The 17720-nt window shown below is 47.2% G+C and carries 14 protein-coding genes; 7 read left to right on the plus strand and 7 right to left on the minus strand.

Going from position 1 to position 17720, the window contains the following annotated elements:
* Nucleotides 1-43 precede the first annotated feature (43 nt).
* Nucleotides 44-670 carry a single-stranded DNA-binding protein gene (ssb, locus tag PL263_RS20025; RefSeq protein ID WP_347568925.1) on the minus strand — a complete coding sequence of 209 codons (627 nt, stop codon included), beginning with the start codon at nucleotides 668-670 and terminating at the stop codon, nucleotides 44-46.
* 252 nt (nucleotides 671-922) lie between these two features.
* On the opposite strand from ssb, the gene PL263_RS20030 reads away from it, so the two are divergent.
* On the plus strand, nucleotides 923-1597 hold the full coding sequence (locus PL263_RS20030) for a hypothetical protein (protein WP_278211025.1): 675 nt from the start codon (nucleotides 923-925) through the stop codon (nucleotides 1595-1597).
* 249 nt (nucleotides 1598-1846) lie between these two features.
* Here PL263_RS20030 and PL263_RS20035 read toward each other — a convergent pair whose 3' ends face one another.
* From PL263_RS20035 to PL263_RS20060, 6 genes are all read right to left on the minus strand, one after another.
* Nucleotides 1847-2809, minus strand: a complete 963-nt coding sequence (locus PL263_RS20035; RefSeq protein ID WP_278211026.1) for a hypothetical protein — start codon at nucleotides 2807-2809, stop codon at nucleotides 1847-1849.
* Nucleotides 2802-3899: a patatin-like phospholipase family protein gene (locus tag PL263_RS20040; RefSeq protein ID WP_064025905.1), complete on the minus strand. Its 1098-nt coding sequence runs from the start codon at nucleotides 3897-3899 to the stop codon at nucleotides 2802-2804. Before PL263_RS20040 ends, PL263_RS20035 begins: the two co-directional genes overlap by 8 nt.
* Nucleotides 3899-6151 carry a ThiF family adenylyltransferase gene (locus tag PL263_RS20045; RefSeq protein ID WP_278211027.1) on the minus strand — a complete coding sequence of 751 codons (2253 nt, stop codon included), beginning with the start codon at nucleotides 6149-6151 and terminating at the stop codon, nucleotides 3899-3901. The genes PL263_RS20040 and PL263_RS20045 overlap by 1 nt, the downstream gene beginning before the upstream one ends.
* A complete protein-coding gene (locus PL263_RS20050; protein WP_064025901.1) occupies nucleotides 6151-7311 on the minus strand; it encodes a hypothetical protein in 1161 nt (386 codons plus the stop codon). Before PL263_RS20050 ends, PL263_RS20045 begins: the two co-directional genes overlap by 1 nt.
* A gap of 161 nt (nucleotides 7312-7472) precedes the next feature.
* Nucleotides 7473-7769, minus strand: coding sequence for a hypothetical protein (locus PL263_RS20055; protein ID WP_278211028.1), 297 nt, complete (start codon nucleotides 7767-7769; stop codon nucleotides 7473-7475).
* Between the two features lie 71 nt (nucleotides 7770-7840).
* The gene (locus PL263_RS20060) at nucleotides 7841-8011 is read right to left on the minus strand and encodes a hypothetical protein (RefSeq protein ID WP_197484904.1); all 171 of its coding nucleotides are present in this window, start codon (nucleotides 8009-8011) and stop codon (nucleotides 7841-7843) included.
* 116 nt (nucleotides 8012-8127) lie between these two features.
* Between PL263_RS20060 and PL263_RS20065 the strand changes: the two genes are divergently transcribed.
* From PL263_RS20065 to PL263_RS20090, 6 genes are all read left to right on the plus strand, one after another.
* The gene (locus tag PL263_RS20065; RefSeq protein ID WP_278211029.1) at nucleotides 8128-9033 is read left to right on the plus strand and encodes a WYL domain-containing protein; all 906 of its coding nucleotides are present in this window, start codon (nucleotides 8128-8130) and stop codon (nucleotides 9031-9033) included.
* A gap of 78 nt (nucleotides 9034-9111) precedes the next feature.
* The gene (locus PL263_RS20070) at nucleotides 9112-11493 is read left to right on the plus strand and encodes a class I SAM-dependent DNA methyltransferase (RefSeq protein ID WP_278211030.1); all 2382 of its coding nucleotides are present in this window, start codon (nucleotides 9112-9114) and stop codon (nucleotides 11491-11493) included.
* Between the two features lie 144 nt (nucleotides 11494-11637).
* Complete coding sequence (locus PL263_RS20075; RefSeq protein ID WP_278212900.1) at nucleotides 11638-12603, plus strand: PDDEXK nuclease domain-containing protein; 966 nt, start codon at nucleotides 11638-11640, stop codon at nucleotides 12601-12603.
* Nucleotides 12596-13885 carry a restriction endonuclease subunit S gene (locus tag PL263_RS20080; RefSeq protein ID WP_278211031.1) on the plus strand — a complete coding sequence of 430 codons (1290 nt, stop codon included), beginning with the start codon at nucleotides 12596-12598 and terminating at the stop codon, nucleotides 13883-13885. Before PL263_RS20075 ends, PL263_RS20080 begins: the two co-directional genes overlap by 8 nt.
* Nucleotides 13882-14637 (plus strand): Fic family protein, encoded by a 756-nt coding sequence (locus PL263_RS20085; RefSeq protein ID WP_278211032.1) that lies wholly within the window; start codon nucleotides 13882-13884, stop codon nucleotides 14635-14637. Before PL263_RS20080 ends, PL263_RS20085 begins: the two co-directional genes overlap by 4 nt.
* A gap of 6 nt (nucleotides 14638-14643) precedes the next feature.
* Nucleotides 14644-17670 carry a type I restriction endonuclease subunit R gene (locus tag PL263_RS20090; RefSeq protein WP_278211033.1) on the plus strand — a complete coding sequence of 1009 codons (3027 nt, stop codon included), beginning with the start codon at nucleotides 14644-14646 and terminating at the stop codon, nucleotides 17668-17670.
* The last annotated feature ends 50 nt before the right edge of the window (nucleotides 17671-17720 follow it).

Below are 17720 nucleotides of genomic sequence, written 5' to 3' on the forward strand. Positions count from 1 at the left end.
GAGTAGTTCAAGCCGGTTGGCCGAAAGTCACTAAAGCGGTTGATCAGAAAAACGGGATATCATCGAAATCCTCATCCATACCTGCAGCATCAGATGCAGTGGATGGTGAAGAAGTCGGATGGGCATGGCCATTGGTGCCAGACGAATCGCCTGCGCGATCCAGCATTTGCAGTTCATGAGCCACGACTTCCGTGCGGTAGCGCTTTTCGCCATTTTTGTCCCATTGCTGAGTGCGAAGCGTGCCTTCCACGTAAATCTGGCAACCTTTCTTCAAATACTCGCCAGCGGTGTCGGCCAGTTTTTTGAAAAAAACCACCCGATGCCATTCCGTACGTTCTTGTTTGGCGTTTTTTGTATCTTTCCAGACTTCGCTGGTCGCCAAACGCACTGCAACCACTTTGCCGCCGTTATTGGGTAGATACCGAATATCCGGATCAGCGCCAAGACGACCCAATAAAATAACTTTATTCACACCACGGTTTGCCATGATCAAATCCTCCAATCGGCCGCGCCCGACAGTTAAAAATAAACCCATCTGCGCGGTGATGGGGATCGTCCTGGAGGCATCATCCCGGTTGGGAAAATACATTCCCGGACAGGGTAAAAACAAAATCACATCAGGCTTGACGCACCTGATACGACGATGAACACCATCGCCGCCGCTTAACAACGGAACGCCGGCTAATGCCGGATTCAGTCGTCTTGAAAGACAACATGAAGGGTTGGGTGGAGTTGCTGACAGGAAACCGTTTCAGCAAAAGCACTGTCGGTTTGGCCATCAAACAACTGTCGAGGCCATTGAAGCAGAAAACATTTGGAGGGATCTTGCAGCAAATGTCGTATTCGTCATTAGCTGCAAAAGGCATTAAAAAATCTTGGCTTACTATCGGGTGCTATCCCTCATCGTGAACCAGGAACGCAAATGGCAGAAATTTCCGCAACGATTAAACCCGCTCGACTTGCGATTAGCCGTCCGGTGTTTGAACGAACTTTCAAGATTAACAGCGAGCAAGCCATTCGCGTCATACGCAATAGTTATGAGCGCTTGATTCGATCGCTGTATGCGATTGATGTGATTTTGCGCATCGTTGGTCAGGAACAAGCCGTCGATGAAATTGAAGCTATTGTCAGTATGATGATTACCGAATGTGCCGAACAACTTCAGCAGGAAAAAGCCCGTCTGGAGAAATTGAAAGCGGATAACGGGATTGCTGAAATACCCACCTACACCCATCCCCGCGAATTCGTGGCTCGGATTGCCTCGCCGCAAATTGCCCAGTTTGTAGAGTTGATTCGACTGCTCGATCAACTGATGATGGTCATGGATACCTTGTGGCTATGCCAGGTCATCGACAATAAGCATTGTGTGGATGCCCGGTACCATTGGCAGCAACGGTTACAGCGTTTGGCTAATCGAATTGTCACCATCGAACGGCAGGCGCATCGGGAAGCGTATGCACAAGGGCATGGTGAAGAGGTGCGGTTGGCTCGGCAAGAATCTGGTCTTCAAGATGAGCCGGAAACCGTAACCGAAGACGAATCCGTGATGGATGAATCCGATTCATCGCAAAACACCGGTAAGGCGGGGTCAAGATGATCACGAACCGGGATGAAATAACCTTGATGGTGTCATTATCCGATCAGGAAGCTTGGGATCTGGCGCAGTTTTTAAAGCGTGTCGGTTTGCCGAATTTCGCACTAATGCTGTAGATGGTGATGAGGCTTACCGGATGCAAGCAGCTGCGGAAAAGATCAAAAGCGGCTTGGCGGCAATTGGCTATAGCCCACGATAGCCGAATAATTTCGGCTAATCGGACATCATTGTTTGCTATTACAGAAGTTTTTACTACCGTTTTATTCCCTTAAAACCTGGTCTAAGTAAGTTCCGAAAACTATCAGAATTCATGGATAGCCAGTGTGCTTTTCGTGGCTTGTATTTAGTGGATGACGATATTTTCTCTGAATTGCTATAAAGATTTGTTACTTGATAGCTTGAGCTATGATTACCCGTTGACTCGATTACTACATCGCCGGTTTTAGTTGTAACAAGTTGAATATCTTGTTCATATAGCAGCTTTCTAACTTCAGTACTGGGGTGGTCATACTGATTGTCAAAGTTGCTACTACAAATTGCAACCGAAGGCCTAATATGTTCAAGAAATTTCTTGTTAGTAAAGCCATTGTCAGCTCCGTGATGTGCGAGAATCATAATATCCACTTCGCGACAGAGTGTTTTACATCGACGCAGCATTGCAGCGATATTTTGATCCTCAACATCACCTAGGCTCAGTACGTTAAATGATCCACGGCGGAAGAATTTAATCGTCGAATTATTGTTCGCTGAAGAATATAGCTGCTTGGGATGATAAAAAATGTCTCTGTAGCCTAATTCAGATGCAGTATTCAAAGAGGCGATATACGGTGGATCTATAGATTGTGTTTTAACCAAATATCCGTTTGATTTAGATTCACGCTGATATGCTCTAATTTTAGATAAACACGCTTTGCCGTTTTCTGTGTGCGGTTCATATCCTGGATATTCAATTTTAATCGGTAGCAGGTTGGTTAATATCCAGTTTAATCCAGAGGTGCTGCAATGATCCTGGTCCCAGCTTGTTATATGTAGTGTGTCAATCTTAGTTTTTCCACAGATTAAGAGTTCATCCTTAAGCTGAGGGTTGTTTAAATCAGTAATCACACTTTCGATTAATGTGAAATGATCATTTGCATAATAGGAGAACGATGATCCTGCTTGACCCAACTGATAAGCCCGAAAACGAGTTACTACCGACCTAAGTGCATTAGACATTTGGTTTTGTTAATCCATATTGTGTTTCTACTTGAAGAGTAACGCGATATCCATGTTCTGCCAGCAAGTCAAACTCATTGTGTTTAAGTTTTCGAAGGGTAGTTGGAAATCCGGCTGCAAACCTCGAAGACTCACATTCCAAACCTTCAGTAACTGGAGAATTAATATATAAATAAGCACCACCAAAAGGTTCTTGTTTTAGAAAATTGGCAAAAGATCGAACGCGTAATGCACGGGTTTGGTCAGACATGATGTCAGCGACTCTGGCCAGCCGGAAAGGATTCAGAGCAAAATATGAAAAGCCAGTCTTGAGGGGGGCTCCAGCGTCAGAAACGATTATAAGTTCACCTCGGTGTTTTGGCTTTCCATTTCCACCGTCAAATAAGGGTTCAAGCCCGAGGTTGTCGTACACACCACCATCATATAGATGAAGTTGTCTAAAACTTAAGTCAATCTTCTGTTCTTCACCAGTTGGCGCATTCCATGATGATCGTTTGAACCACTGAAATTCGGTAGTATCAATCTGGAGTGGTCCGAACCCTCCGGGAAATGCTGCGGATACAGCTAGCGCATTTGCCAAGGGAAATTTACCGGGAGCAGCATATCCAATGGTGTAATCTCCAATGCTATTGCGTTTGAACCGAAATCGCTTTCCGTTTTCAGCGGTCGTTCCGTTAATTGACCACTCTGGTGTTTGAGGCAAATTGTCAAGATGTTCGATAATTTCCCACTCCTGTTTTAATGCCAAAGCAAGGAGATTTGCACGGGAAAATAGAAATTGCCAATTTTGGGGTTTCAGAAGTTGACGCACTGCACCCCACTGCAAACTGCGGCTACAAAGTTTTTCTCGTAGCGTAGGGTATATTTCATTCAGAAATTGCGTGGATGTTGGCCATTGCATTTCTGCTTCTTTTAACATCAGACCGATCAATAAACTTCCACCAGAAACCGTAGAAATGCGGTGAACCTCCTCTAGCAAGCCTCTTTCAGCCAGAACGCGAAGTACTCCCAAATGGAACACCATAGCGCGTATGCCACCACCCGAAAGCGCTAAGGAAATTGGTTTGTTTTTCGAAATCGATGTGTTCATTAGTCTACAATCCCCTTCAATATTCGAATGTCATGTTCACCGACAATAAGCGAGATGGCAGGTAGCCCATCGTCAGCCATATTTAAACTAAGATAGGTTAATTGAGATATGTCATTCTGGCTCGGCGTAGCGGAATAGTTTTTCGGATGGCTATGCCATTCACCGATATATTGGACAATACCGGCTGTTCTTTTAGAAGCTTCGGCGATCCTCTCCATAAGACCTACTGTGCCTCTTTCAAATGAATTTATCGTTGACACGCTGTCTGGAGGTGCTACCAATGCGTCAACGATTACTATAGACTTGATATTGAAATCGATATAACCAATCAATACGCCTCCAGTTTCGCAGGGTAAAGCAAGATTCCGAAGACTTCGAAGCTTTTCTTCTAATCCATAATCAATACTAATTTCAAGATTTTCGAAATCTAGTTTTCTTTCTTGATAAACGGCCTGTTGATAAGAATTAACATTGCCCAATTCGGGGTCTCGCTCCCAAATACGAATAGCTGCTTCGGGATGGATGGAGATTTGTTGAACCTGTTCAGCTAGTGTTGCTGCGTGTGCAATTATTCTGGAATAAGGTAAGACCGTAGAAATATCACGACAACTAGCACCGCTCCAAAACGTTCCAAGGTTGGCTTTAAGATGGTTTTCACCCCAAGGGCTATTGATTACAGCACGGTAGTATTGAGCTTCAATTGTTCTAAGGCGAATTGCACGTGCTTTATCTTCAGCAAGAAGCACTGCTGCATTACCATCGGGGGTTATAAAGACTGATATATGTCTCGCAAAATTATCCTGCAAGCTAGCAAAACGGGGGTAATCTAAAGTCGTCGATGCGTCGACAACCAGTTTGTTTGTAGACAGGGCTTCTTTAGTATTTGAACTTGGAATTGTTACATCGTCGCAAATTGCAACAATCGAGCTTGCCCCCATTGTCATCGCATCATGCAAATCTGCTACGGCTTCTGACTTATTAAGGCCCAGTTGTGTGCCAAAGGCAATGTGACGAGCCAGATTGTGTGGCTTTAAATGATCCTTATCCACTACGGTCCATTGACCCCATCCACTTCGCGCCCATAAATTCAGCATTGCGCTACCGAGGGAACCAGCTCCAATAAGGACACTTTGCTCACCTATATCCGTCAATCCAGACTGCGCGCGAGCGGTTGCGGAATCCAAAGTCCGCAAAATCTCCAATGGGAAAAGCAAATTTTCGCGCCAAGAAGCGTTTTGGCTGACAGAAAGTTTGCCGAGGCCATCTTTGTAAAACAACTGGTTGTGAACAATCAATGTTCCCAGTTCCTTACCCAAATTTAAGGCGCCTGTTTGCATTAAAAAAGCACGTACAGCTATTTTTTCGGGTGTCGTATTTTCGCTCCTACAGATGGGGATAAATAACAGTATTACAGTCAGGGTTCCGTCTGAATTGACCGGAACACCTTTTTCATCGACTAATTGTTCAATTTGACGTTGGAGATCTGAGTTTAAATCGACATTTCGCTGATTTAGCAGATCTGCCAATTCCCCTAAAGTTGATGGGTTATGCTCAACATGACCATGAACAATTGGCGGTAATCGAAGCGTGATGGGTTTAATACTAAATTTATTGGATTCGGCTTGAGAAGCTGGCAAGATAAAAAACGTAACACTTTCATTTGCTCTTTGGGGCCCTGTTGCAATCAAGAAATTTTGACTCTGGTCTTCGATAAGCGTATCGAAATCCCATGGCAAAATCAGTTCGTATGGCGAGTTAAAAAATAATTGTTCGACAGGCTGATCGGCTGGATGAAGTTCTCCGGTAGCGGATTTCTCAAGCCACCATTGCACACGGCGGAGAAAGTTTTCCGCAGTCCATGTTCTTAAAACTGCAATAGGAGGCTCGAAATATAAACATAAATTGGCAGGCGTGTTCTCCCTGACGCTATTCAGATGCATTAAAAGCGGAAAATCTTTACGTAGCGCCAACACTTCAACAATTTTTGTTGAATTCTCTGGAATGCAAATAGCCAGCCGTTCACGGAAATTGATCCCGAAAACATTGTTCGGAGGGATGCTATGACACTCTACATCAAGAACGATGTATTCAATGGCAGGAAGCGCGTCATTAATACTTTTGAATAATTGTTGAATGTGAAAATCATTATTCTGATTAGTAGCTGCATAGATTGCCTGAGCTCGCAGGCTTTTAAGCTGCGAGCTATTTTCCAGTTCGACAACATTTTCCAGCGAAAAGTACTGGGTATTCATTAGCCAGCTCGGGGTGGTCTGGATGTGATAATAGCTGCAGCCCCAACACTTGCTGTGCTTCGGTTAAATATGACCCCAGAAAACGAGATAGTAAATTCCAAGGGTTTCGGCTTGTTAGAGTTTGGTTCTTCCATGGTTACCAAAAGTGTTCGCCCGCCAACTTCTCGAAGATAGCGGTTATAGGCTTTTCGAGTTTGAATATGAGGAGGTTGAATTTGCTCATACCCATCCTTGTTATCAAGAATAGGTTTGCTGGAGCTTACTAAGTATGCGTCCTTTTTGCCTTGAAGCAACAACTCCTTAACTAAAGGTTTAGGTGTCGTTTCTTTTTCCCCTTTGTCATCACTCATTGCCAGATAGCTACAATGATGAGGAAGATTGTAGAGATTCCATTTAAGTCGATCATGATTGTTATGAGCACGGGTTATCGTCACGATCTCTTCAAGCACCTCCCACTCGGCATCACCAACTTGCAGGAAGTCATAAGTCAAACCATCGGCAAGGAAGCGGACATTAAGAATCAAGGCTGCACGATTTCTAATGACATCTGAGCCATCTTCACAGTGTTTAATAAATGGCGAATGGCAGAAGAACTCAACTCCGTCGCTATATAGCGAAAATCCTGGAACCAGCTTTCCTGCGTCTACGAACAAGTGATCTCGTGCAGAGGGTAGTTCACCTCTTTCCTTAAGTTTTGGTATTAACCAATCCATCAAAGCAGGTGGTTTGGAAAAAACCAAGATATCCTTACCCTCAAGTAATCTATATCTTGCTTCTTGCCTGAGAATGACAAATTCGTCGCTCTGCTGGTCATTAGTAGCTTCTTCGAGCAGTATTGCCGCTGGAACCCATAACTTCTTAATTTTGATACGATCATTACCCTGATATTTAGCTGCATATTGCAGTTCAAAGAAATCCGTACTGCCACAAATGTGATCCAGGTCAGCATGTGTAAACGCAACCACATCGAAATAATCACGATTTTCTGCAGCTAACTCTTGTTTAAGTTGCGACTTGAGATCTATCAATGGACTGTCTTGGTCTTCACCGTTGCGGCGATGGCAAAAATCAAATAGCACTCGCCGACCACTCGATAAAACTATCTGACTCGTATCGCCATTGCCTACCGGATAAAAGAAAACTTTATGGGTTGTAGTCATTAGCTTATTCCTTTGTTGAGAGGTCGTGGGAGCTGAGCGTTGTTAGCGCTCTATTGTGGTGAGTGCTAAATACTATATACAGTGATAAAATCTAAGTCAATATCATATATATTGTGTTTTGAGTGGGTTATTAAGGCGGTAGATTGAGGGGGAGGACTAATTCAATAGCGATGATCTCTAGCGAAAGCTTGATATGACTTCACGCCAAAAAGCACTGCTAGAGCAGCGATCATCAGTGGCAGCAGAAAATATATCCAGCCAAAGATGTGAACGGATTGCCCTAGATATGGCGAAGTTGATGCTCTTATATATTGGTCAACGGCCCAGTCCGCTGTCCAAAATGACGCAAACGTCAAAACAGCGCCGACAACCCCACCGACCGGCCAATACATATCGGTTAAATCGGACAGAACATCAAACAAGCCTTCCGATGTAGATTTTCTTCTTCTGCGACCCATGGGGCCTCCAACTATTGAGTTATGAATGCGGCTTTATCGAGTCATCTCAACCGTCAAAAGCCGCGGGTTAATTACTTTTCCTTCGTTACGCCCTTGAACGGCTTGCCGTCGGACTTAACATCCATGAATCGACCGGTATTTGTGTCACGCTTGACCCAATGGCCTGAAGGCGTTTGGGTTTGCGAGCGTTCACGCACGGCGCCATTGCGATGACCATCGCCTGCGGGTGGATTTGTAGCCATATCACCTCCTATAGGTTATAAAAAATGATCTATATGGAAATAATATATAATCAAATTGATCATGTCAATTATTCAAAAAGTTGATTTATGCGTTAAAGTCTTTAGAATGCATCTCTATGAATAGCGAAACGCAACCAACATCAACCTTAGAAGCACAGAGCCAAGCTCAACGAGAACGGCTCATCTTTATTGAATTTCGTTTGTATTTTCTTGGAGACATTGGGCGCCAAGACTTAATGCAGCGGTTCGGTATAGCGCCCGCGGTTGCTACAAGAGATTTTGCCCTGTACCGCGAGCTGTTCCCGAACAACATCGATTTTGATAACAAGTCCAAATCCTACGTAATTGCACGAACATTCTCTCCGGCATTCCAACACTCTGCGGAACGTGTATTAACCGCGCTATCACGCGGATTCGGCGATGGCATCGGAGGCAGTAGCGAGCCGTTGCTGACATGCGAATTACCGAAAGTGCTTAATCAGCCTTCGATGGAAATCCTGGCACCAATTGCTCGAGCGATCCACCAACGAAAGATCGTCAGCATCGACTACACCTCACATAGCAGCGGATTTTCGACACGCGAAATCGCGCCGTTTGCTTTGGTCAATGATGGCTTGCGTTGGCACGTCCGCGCCTATGATCGTAAAAGACCCGATTTTCTGGATTTCGTCATCACTCGGATACCGAGAAGCCAGTTAATCGAAGAGGGACAGGTGTTACCTCACGAACTGCCTAGTGCAGACATTCAATGGAACAGGATCGTGGAATTGGATTTGGTGCCACACCCCAATCAGGAGCACCCCGAGATCATCGAAAACGACTATGGGATGACCGATGGCGTATTGCATTTGAAAATGAGAGCCGCCGCTGCCGGCTATGTTTTGCGGCAATGGATCGTCGATTGCTCATCCGGGCATAGCCAGCAAGGCAATGAATATCGGTTATGGTTAAGGAATCACCTGGCGCTCTACGGTGTTTCCAGTGCCAAGTTTGCCCCTGGCTATGAATTTCCCGAGGTTTGAAAGCCCAAACGCAATACCCGTGGGGCACAAGTCAAATAGGGACACGTTTTTTACGAATTGGACAAGTAAAACCCACGCATGAATCACGCAGCACACAATAAACTCGTTTCATTTATCTGGTCGATCGCCGACGATTGTCTGCGCGATGTCTACGTCCGCGGCAAATACCGCGATGTCATCCTGCCGATGGTAGTATTGCGCCGCCTGGATGCGCTGTTAGAGCCCAGTAAAGACAAAGTCATGGAAGAGTTGGCGTTCCAGAAAAACGAGATGGGCCTGACCGAACTCGACGATAACGGCCTGAAAGAAGCCTCCGGCTATGTGTTTTACAACACCAGCAAATGGACGCTCACCCAATTATTAAAGACCGCCACCAACAATCAGCAAATCCTGCTGGCGAATGTCGAAGACTACTTGAACGGCTACAGCAGCAACGTCAAGGAAATCATCGACAAATTCAATCTCAAAACCCAAGTTCGGCACATGGCCGGCAAGGATGTTTTGCTCGGCGTCCTGGAAAAGTTTACCTCGCCCTACATCAACCTCACACCGTACGATAAGGAAGATCCTGATGGCAACCGGCTGCCAGTCCTTAGCAATCTGGGCATGGGTTATGTCTTTGAAGAGCTGATCCGAAAATTCAACGAAGAAAATAACGAAGAGGCCGGTGAACACTTCACGCCCCGCGAAGTGATCGAGTTGATGACCCATCTAATCTTCGATCCGGTAAAAGATCAACTCCCTCCAGTCATGACCATCTATGATCCGGCCTGCGGTTCCGGCGGCATGCTCACTGAGTCGCAAAACTTCATCAAGGACGAAGAGGGCGCTATTCGCGCGACTGGCGATGTCTATTTGTACGGCAAGGAGATCAACGACGAAACCTACGCCATCTGCAAATCCGACATGATGATCAAGGGCAACAACCCGGCCAACATCCGCGTCGGCTCCACGCTGTCCACGGATGAATTTGCCGGCACCCGCTTTGATTTCATGCTCTCCAATCCGCCTTATGGCAAAAGCTGGGCCAGCGAGCAGAAATACATCAAAGACGGTGGCGATGTGATCGATGCCCGGTTTCGGGTGACGTTAAACGACTATTGGGGCAGGCCGGAAGCGCTAGATGCCACGCCGCGTTCCAGCGACGGCCAGTTGCTGTTTCTGATGGAAATGGTCAGCAAAATGAAGCCGCTGGATAAAAGCGCTGGTTCAAATAAAGGTGGTTCGCGCATCGCTTCCGTGCATAACGGCTCCAGCTTATTCACTGGCGATGCCGGTAGCGGCGAAAGCAATATTCGCCGCCACATCATCGAAAACGATTTGCTGGAAGCCATTATTCAATTGCCCAACAACCTGTTTTACAACACCGGCATCACCACTTATATCTGGTTGCTATCCAATCACAAGGCGCCCGAACGTAAAGGCAAAGTACAACTGATTGACGCCAGCCAGCTTTACCGCAAACTGCGCAAAAATCTTGGCAATAAAAACTGCGAATTCGCTCCGGAACATATCCAGACCATCGCCGAAACCTATTTAAACTTGGCCACTCAAGAGCGTCAAACTGATGAAGCGGGTATCGCCGCTCGGGTCTTCGACAACAGCGATTTCGGCTACTACAAGGTCAATATCGAACGCCCGGACCGCCGCAAGGCTCAATTTAGCCAGGAACGGATTGAAACCTTACGTTTCGACAAGGCGTTAAATCAGCCGATGCAATGGATTTACCAGCAATGGGGCGATGCCGTCTATCAACCCGGCTGCCTGGAACAACACGAAAAAACCATTCTGGCCTGGTGCGAAGATAACGAACTGGGTCTCAACGCCAAAAATCGCAGCAAATTGCTCAGCCTGGATACCTGGCTGAAACAACAAAACCTGATGCAGACAGCGCAAGCCTTGATGGCGGCTATCGGTACCGACCAATCGAGCGATTTTAACCAATTCAAGGTTTCCGTCGACGCCATACTCAAGGCGCAAGCGATCAAGCTGACCGCCAGCGACAAAAACGCTATCCTCAACGCCGTCAGTTGGTATGACGAAACCGCCGAGAAAGTCATCGCGCAAACCTTCAAACTCAATGGCGATATGCTTGAAAAAATCTTGCAACGCCTGGATTGCAGCGAAGATGAGCTACCCGATTTTGGCGTTTACCCCGCCGGCAAAAAAGGCGAATACCTCAGCTACGAAGCCAACGCCGATTTGCGCGACAGCGAATCGGTGCCATTGAACGACCAGATTCACCGCTACTTCCGAGCCGAAGTGAAACCGCACGTCGCAGAAGCTTGGATTAACCTGGATTCGGTCAAAATCGGTTACGAAATCAGCTTTAACAAATATTTCTATCGGCACAAACCGCTGCGTACTATGAATGACGTGGCTCAGGACATCATCGCCCTGGAAAAGCAGGCCGAAGGCTTGATTGCCGATATTCTGGGCATTGACGTAAACCTGCTATAGGCGACGATGATGCACGATGCCGAACCATTGAAATCAGCAAGCGAACATCCGTCGCTATCCGATGGACTAGCGCCGCTTTTCAGCAACATTGCTCTGGTTATTCAACAGTCACGTCAGCAAGTGCAGCAGGCCGTGAATAGTGCGATGGTGCAATGCTACTGGCAGATTGGCTGTTTGATTGTCGAACATGAACAACAGGGACAGGTGCGCGCCGCCTACGGTAAGCAACAATTGCAAATGCTTTCTGAACGACTCACTGCGGAATTTGGTAAAGGCTTAGACATCACGAATTTACGTAAAATGCGACGATTTTATTTAAGCTTTCCAATTCGAGAGACAGTGTCTCTCGAATTGAGTTGGTCGCATTACAAGCTATTGGCCAGCATCGAAAGCGACCAAGCTCGCGCATGGTATCAGCAGGAAGCCATTCAGCAATGCTGGAGCGTGCGGGCACTGGAACGGCAGATCGACAAACTCTACTACGAACGCCTGTTGTCCAGTCAGGATAAAGCACTGGTTCAAGCCGAGGCGCAGCAGCATATCGCCCATGAAAACCAGCGGCAACAGCAACTGCGGCCCCATGATGTATTGCGTGACCCCTATATTCTCGATTTTTTGAACCTACCCAGCCAGCATTTGTTGGAATCCGATCTGGAACAAGGCCTGCTGGATAACCTGCAAGCCTTCCTGCTGGAATTGGGTAAAGGCTTTGCCTTTGTCGCCCGGCAACAGCGCATCCGCACCGAAGACCAGGACTTTTACATCGATCTGGTGTTTTACCATTTCAAGCTGAAGTGCTTTTTACTGATTGACCTGAAACTGGGCAAGCTCAGCCATCAAGATGTCGGCCAGATGGACAGCTATGTGCGCATCTACGACCAACAGCAACGCTCGGCGGACGACAACCCGACCATCGGCCTGATCCTGTGCAGCCAGAAAAGTGAGGCGGTCGTGAAGTATTCGGTGTTGACCGACAGCGAACAGTTGTTCGCCGCCAAATACCTGCCGTTTTTACCGACCGAAGCCGAGCTGAAACGCGAGTTGGAACGGGAGCGCATTAAAGTACAGGCGGAATTGCTGAATAAAACGGACGAGGCGGACGATGATTGAGCAACTGGCGGCTTTGCCGACTTATGAGGCTTATAAGGATTCCGGTGTGGAATGGTTGGGGGAGATTCCGGCGCATTGGAATTTAACTCGCTTAAGCACACGTTTCGAAGAACGCAGGCAAAAAGTTTCTGATAAAGACTTTCTTCCCTTGTCAGTCACGAAAAATGGAATATTGCCGCAATTAGATTCTGCCGCAAAATCTAATGATGGTGACAATAGAAAATTGGTAAAAAAGGGCGACTTTGTTATCAATAGTCGATCAGATCGAAAAGGCTCTAGTGGGGTTTCCGATAGAGATGGTTCTGTTTCTCTGATTAATATTGTTTTGACACCGAATGGCATTGACTCCCAATACTGTAACTTTCTTTTGAAAAGTTACGCGTTTATTGAAGAGTTTTATCGCATGGGGCATGGAATTGTTGCCGATCTTTGGACTACTCGCTATGACGAGATGAAGGCGGTTATTTTGGGAGTTCCGCCTCTACTTGAACAAACTGCCATCGCCGATTTTCTGGACCGCAAAACCGCGCAAATCGATCAGGCCGTGGCGATCAAGGAACAACAAATCGACCTACTCAAAGAGCGCAAACAAATCCTGATTCAAAACGCCGTCACCCGTGGCCTTGACTCCAATGTGCCAATGCGCGATTCCGGTGTGGATTGGATCGGCGAGGTTCCGGCGCATTGGGAAGTGACTAGATTGAAATATATTTTTAGCGAAACTAATGAGCGTACAAAGACAGGCCAAGAGGTTTTGTTTTCTTTAAGAATGGAACAAGGACTTGTTCCGCATAACGATGTTTCGGATAAACATATAGCAGACGATAATTTGATCGATTATAAAATAATTCGTCCTGGTCAAATGATCATGAATCGAATGAGAGCTGCAATTGGTATTTTTGGGTTGGCAGATAAATTTGGATTGGTAAGTCCAGATTACGCTGTGTTTAATATAGGCCAGAATGCATTTCCAGAATATTTTTTACGCCTCTTCAAAACTCCGCTAATTGGCGAGCAATTTCGATTAAATTCAAAAGGGTTGGGCACTGGTTCATCAGGATTTATGCGCCTCTATACTGAAAACTTTGGGGATATAAAGGTATCTCTGCCGTCCAAAGAAGAACAGGTAAATATCGTCACCTATATCGAAACCCAATCCGCCAAAATCGACCAGGCCATTGCCATCCAGCAACAGCAAATTGACAAACTCAAGGAATACAAAGCCACGCTGATCAACAGCGCCGTCACTGGCAAAATCCGTATTCCTGAGGTTGCCGCATGAGCGCTTTGGCCGCCTTGCTCGAACAAGCCGAGGCCTTGCTGAGCCAATTGCAGCAATACCGCGATTGGGATAGCCGCAGCGTGGACAAGGCCACCGACATCGAATACACCTACGACAGCAACCGTATCGAAGGCAACACGCTAACCTTGCGCGAAACCGATCTGGTGATCAACAAGGGACTGACGATAGGAGGCAAGCCGCTGGTCGAGCATTTGGAGGCGATCAACCATTACGAGGCAGTGGAACTGATTCGCGAGATGGCCAGCCACGATGCCTGCTTCAGTCGGCACGACTTGTTGACCTTGCATGCCTTGGTCTTGCGCGGTATCGATAAACAGTATGCCGGTCGGTTTCGGGATATTCCGGTGATGATCAGCGGTAGCAGGCATACCCCGCCGCAACCCTGGCTACTGGAAGAGCAAATGACCGGGTATTTTGAGTTCTATGCGCAAAACCGGCAAAGCCTGCATCCGATTGTACTGGCCGCCGAACTGCATGAACAACTGGTGACGATTCACCCGTTTGTGGATGGCAATGGCCGCACCGCCCGCTTGGTCATGAATCTGATTTTGCTGCAACACGGCTACCCCATAGCCATTATTCACGGTGACACCGAATCCCGGCTGGCTTATTACGATGCCTTGGAGCAATGTAACTTGGGGCAGGATAAACAGCCTTTTCATGGTTTGATTGCCGAGAAGGTCATCGAAGCCGTGCAGCGCCGATTAGCGCTACTTCAAAAAAAGGAGTAATCAGGGATGGTCAGCAAAACCTCCGAGAAAGAACTGGAAATCGCCATCGAAAAACAGCTGACCGGCACCTGTCTGGAAGCGCAAAAGGGTGTTGCCGAAGTGGGCGATCTGCCGTTCAGCCCCAACCACGGCTACCAACTTGGCTTGCCACAGGATTTCAACGCCCGTTACGCCATCGACAGCAAACGCTTTTGGGCCTTTCTGGAGCACACCCAGCATGAAGAGCTGGAAAAGTTGCAGAAACACGGCGGCGATTGGCAGCTTAAAGTGTTGGAGCGCTTCGATAAGCTGATCAAAAAATACGGCCTGCTGCATTTGCTGAAAAAGGGTTTGGGCGTCGACGATGCCACCTTGCACTTGATGTATCCAGCGCCGCTGGCCAGCAGTTCCGACAAGGTGAAGCAAAACTTCGCCGACAACATTTTCAGCAGCACTCGCCAAGTGCGCTATTCACTGAGCAATACCCTGGAAGAAATTGATCTGGTGTTGTTCATCAACGGTCTGCCGTTTGCCACGATGGAGCTGAAAAATCCCTGGACTGGCCAAACCGCGCGTTATCACGGCCAGAAACAATATCGCGAAGATCGCGACATCAATCAGCCATTGCTGCAATTCGGCCGTTGTCTGGTGCATATGGCAGTGGATACCGATGAAATCTACATGACCACCAAATTGTCCGGACCGCACACCTTCTTTTTGCCGTTTAACAAAGGCCACAACTACGGCGCCGGCAATCCGCCCAACCCAAACGGCCACAAAAGTGCGTATTTATGGCAGGAGGTGTTTAGCAAGGAGAGCGTTGCCAATATCATTCAGCATTTCGTGCGATTGGATGGCAGCAGTAAGGAGCCGCTGGATAAGCGAACCTTGTTTTTTCCGCGTTATCACCAACTGGATGTGGTGCGCAAACTGGTAGCGCATGCCAGTCAAAACGGCGTGGGGCAAACCTATTTGATACAACACTCGGCGGGATCGGGTAAATCCAATTCCATCACCTGGGCGGCGTATCAATTGATCGAAGCCTATCCGGCCAGTCTGGATACGCCGGGTGCGGTTGACTTGGAAAAGCCATTGTTCGATTCGGTAATTGTCGTCACCGACCGCCGCTTACTGGATAAGCAACTGCGCGAAAACATCAAGGATTTTTCCGAAGTCAAAAACATCGTCGCCCCGGCGTTCAAGTCTTCCGAGCTGAAAAGCGCCTTGGAGCAAGGCAAGAAAATCATCATTACCACCATCCAGAAATTCCCTTTTATCATCGACGGCATCGCCGATCTGAGTGACAAACGCTTTGCGGTGATCATCGACGAGGCCCATAGCTCGCAGAGTGGTTCCGCGCATGACAATATGAACCGGGCGATGGGCAAAAGCGAGCAGGCTGATGAAGAGCTGGATGTGCAGGACAAAATTCTGCAAGCCATGCAATCGCGAAAAATGCGTGGCAATGCCTCGTATTTAGCCTTTACCGCGACGCCAAAAAACACCACCTTGGAAAAGTTCGGCGTTAAACAAGCGGATGGCAGTTTCGAGCCGTTTCATTTGTATTCCATGAAACAGGCGATCGAGGAAGGCTTTATCCTGGATGTGCTGGCCAATTACACCACGTATAAAAGCTATTACGAGATCCAGAAATCCATCACGGATAATCCGCTGTTCGACAGTGCCAAGGCACAGAAAAAGCTGCGCGCCTATGTCGAGCGCCACCAGCAGACCATTGCCGTGAAAGCGGAAATCATGCTCGACCATTTCATTCCGCAGGTGGTCAACAGCAAAAAACTCAAAGGCAAAGCCAAGGGCATGGTGATTACCCAGAACATCGAAGCGGCCATTCGTTATTACCGGGCGATTAGCCAGTTATTGAAGGACCGCGGCAATCCGTTCAAGGTAGCCATTGCCTTTTCCGGCACTAAAGAAGTGGATGGCATCGAGTACAGCGAAGCGCAGATTAATGGTTTTGCCGAAAATGAAACCCGCGATTATTTCGATCAAGACGAGTACCGCTTGTTGATCGTCGCTAACAAATACTTGACCGGATTCGATCAGCCCAAGCTCAGTGCGATGTATGTCGATAAGAAGCTGCAAGGTGTGCTGGCGGTGCAAGCCTTGTCGCGATTGAACCGAGCAGCACCCAAGTGGGGTAAGAAAACCGAAGATTTGTTCATCCTGGATTTCTTTAATTCGGTAGACGATATTAAAACGGCCTTCGATCCTTTCTATACAGCCACGCGCTTGTCGGAAGCCACGGATGTCAATGTATTGCATGAGTTAAAAGATGCGCTGGACGAGGTGGCGGTGTATGAGTGGTTTGAGGTTGAGCAGTTTGTCGAACTGTATTTTAGTAATGCCGATGCCCAGCAGCTAAGCCCTCTGATCGATACGGCGGCAGACCGATTCAATCAGGAATTGGCGCTTGATGAACTGGCTAAAGCCGACTTCAAGATCAAAGCTAAGCAGTTTGTCAAAATTTATGGGCAAATGGCGTCTATCATCCCGTATGAAATTGTTGTTTGGGAAAAACTGTTCTGGTTCCTGAAGTTTCTAATCCCCAAGCTGATCGTGAAAGACCCCAATGCGGATCAGATTGATGAATTGCTGGAGTCAGTGGATTTGTCATCTTATGGTTTGGAACGGGTCAAACTCAATCACAGTATTGGTCTGGATGCCAGCGAAACCGAGCTGGAGCCGCAAAACCCCAATCTGCGGGGAACGCATGGCAGTGGTGAGGAACACGATCCTCTGGATGAAATCATCCGCAGTTTTAACGAACGCTGGTTTCAGGGTTGGGGCGCAACGCCGGAAGAGCAACGCATCAAGTTCATCAACATCGCCGACGGTATCAAAGCGCATCCTGATTTCCAGGAAAAATATCAAAACAACCCCGACGTGCATACCCGAATCTTGGCGTTCGAAAAAATCTTTGAAGACGTGATACTCAAGAATCGCCGTAATGAACTAGAGCTATATAAGCTGCTTGCCAACGATCCAGCATTTAAAGCCGCTATGCAGCAGAGTTTGCGGCAAATGGTGGCTTGATCGTACTGAGAAATGTATTACTTTAATTAACTAAATTTATTAACTTCACT

The organism is Methylomonas sp. EFPC3 (assembly GCF_029643245.1).
Classification (GTDB): Bacteria; Pseudomonadota; Gammaproteobacteria; order Methylococcales; family Methylomonadaceae; genus Methylomonas; species Methylomonas koyamae_B.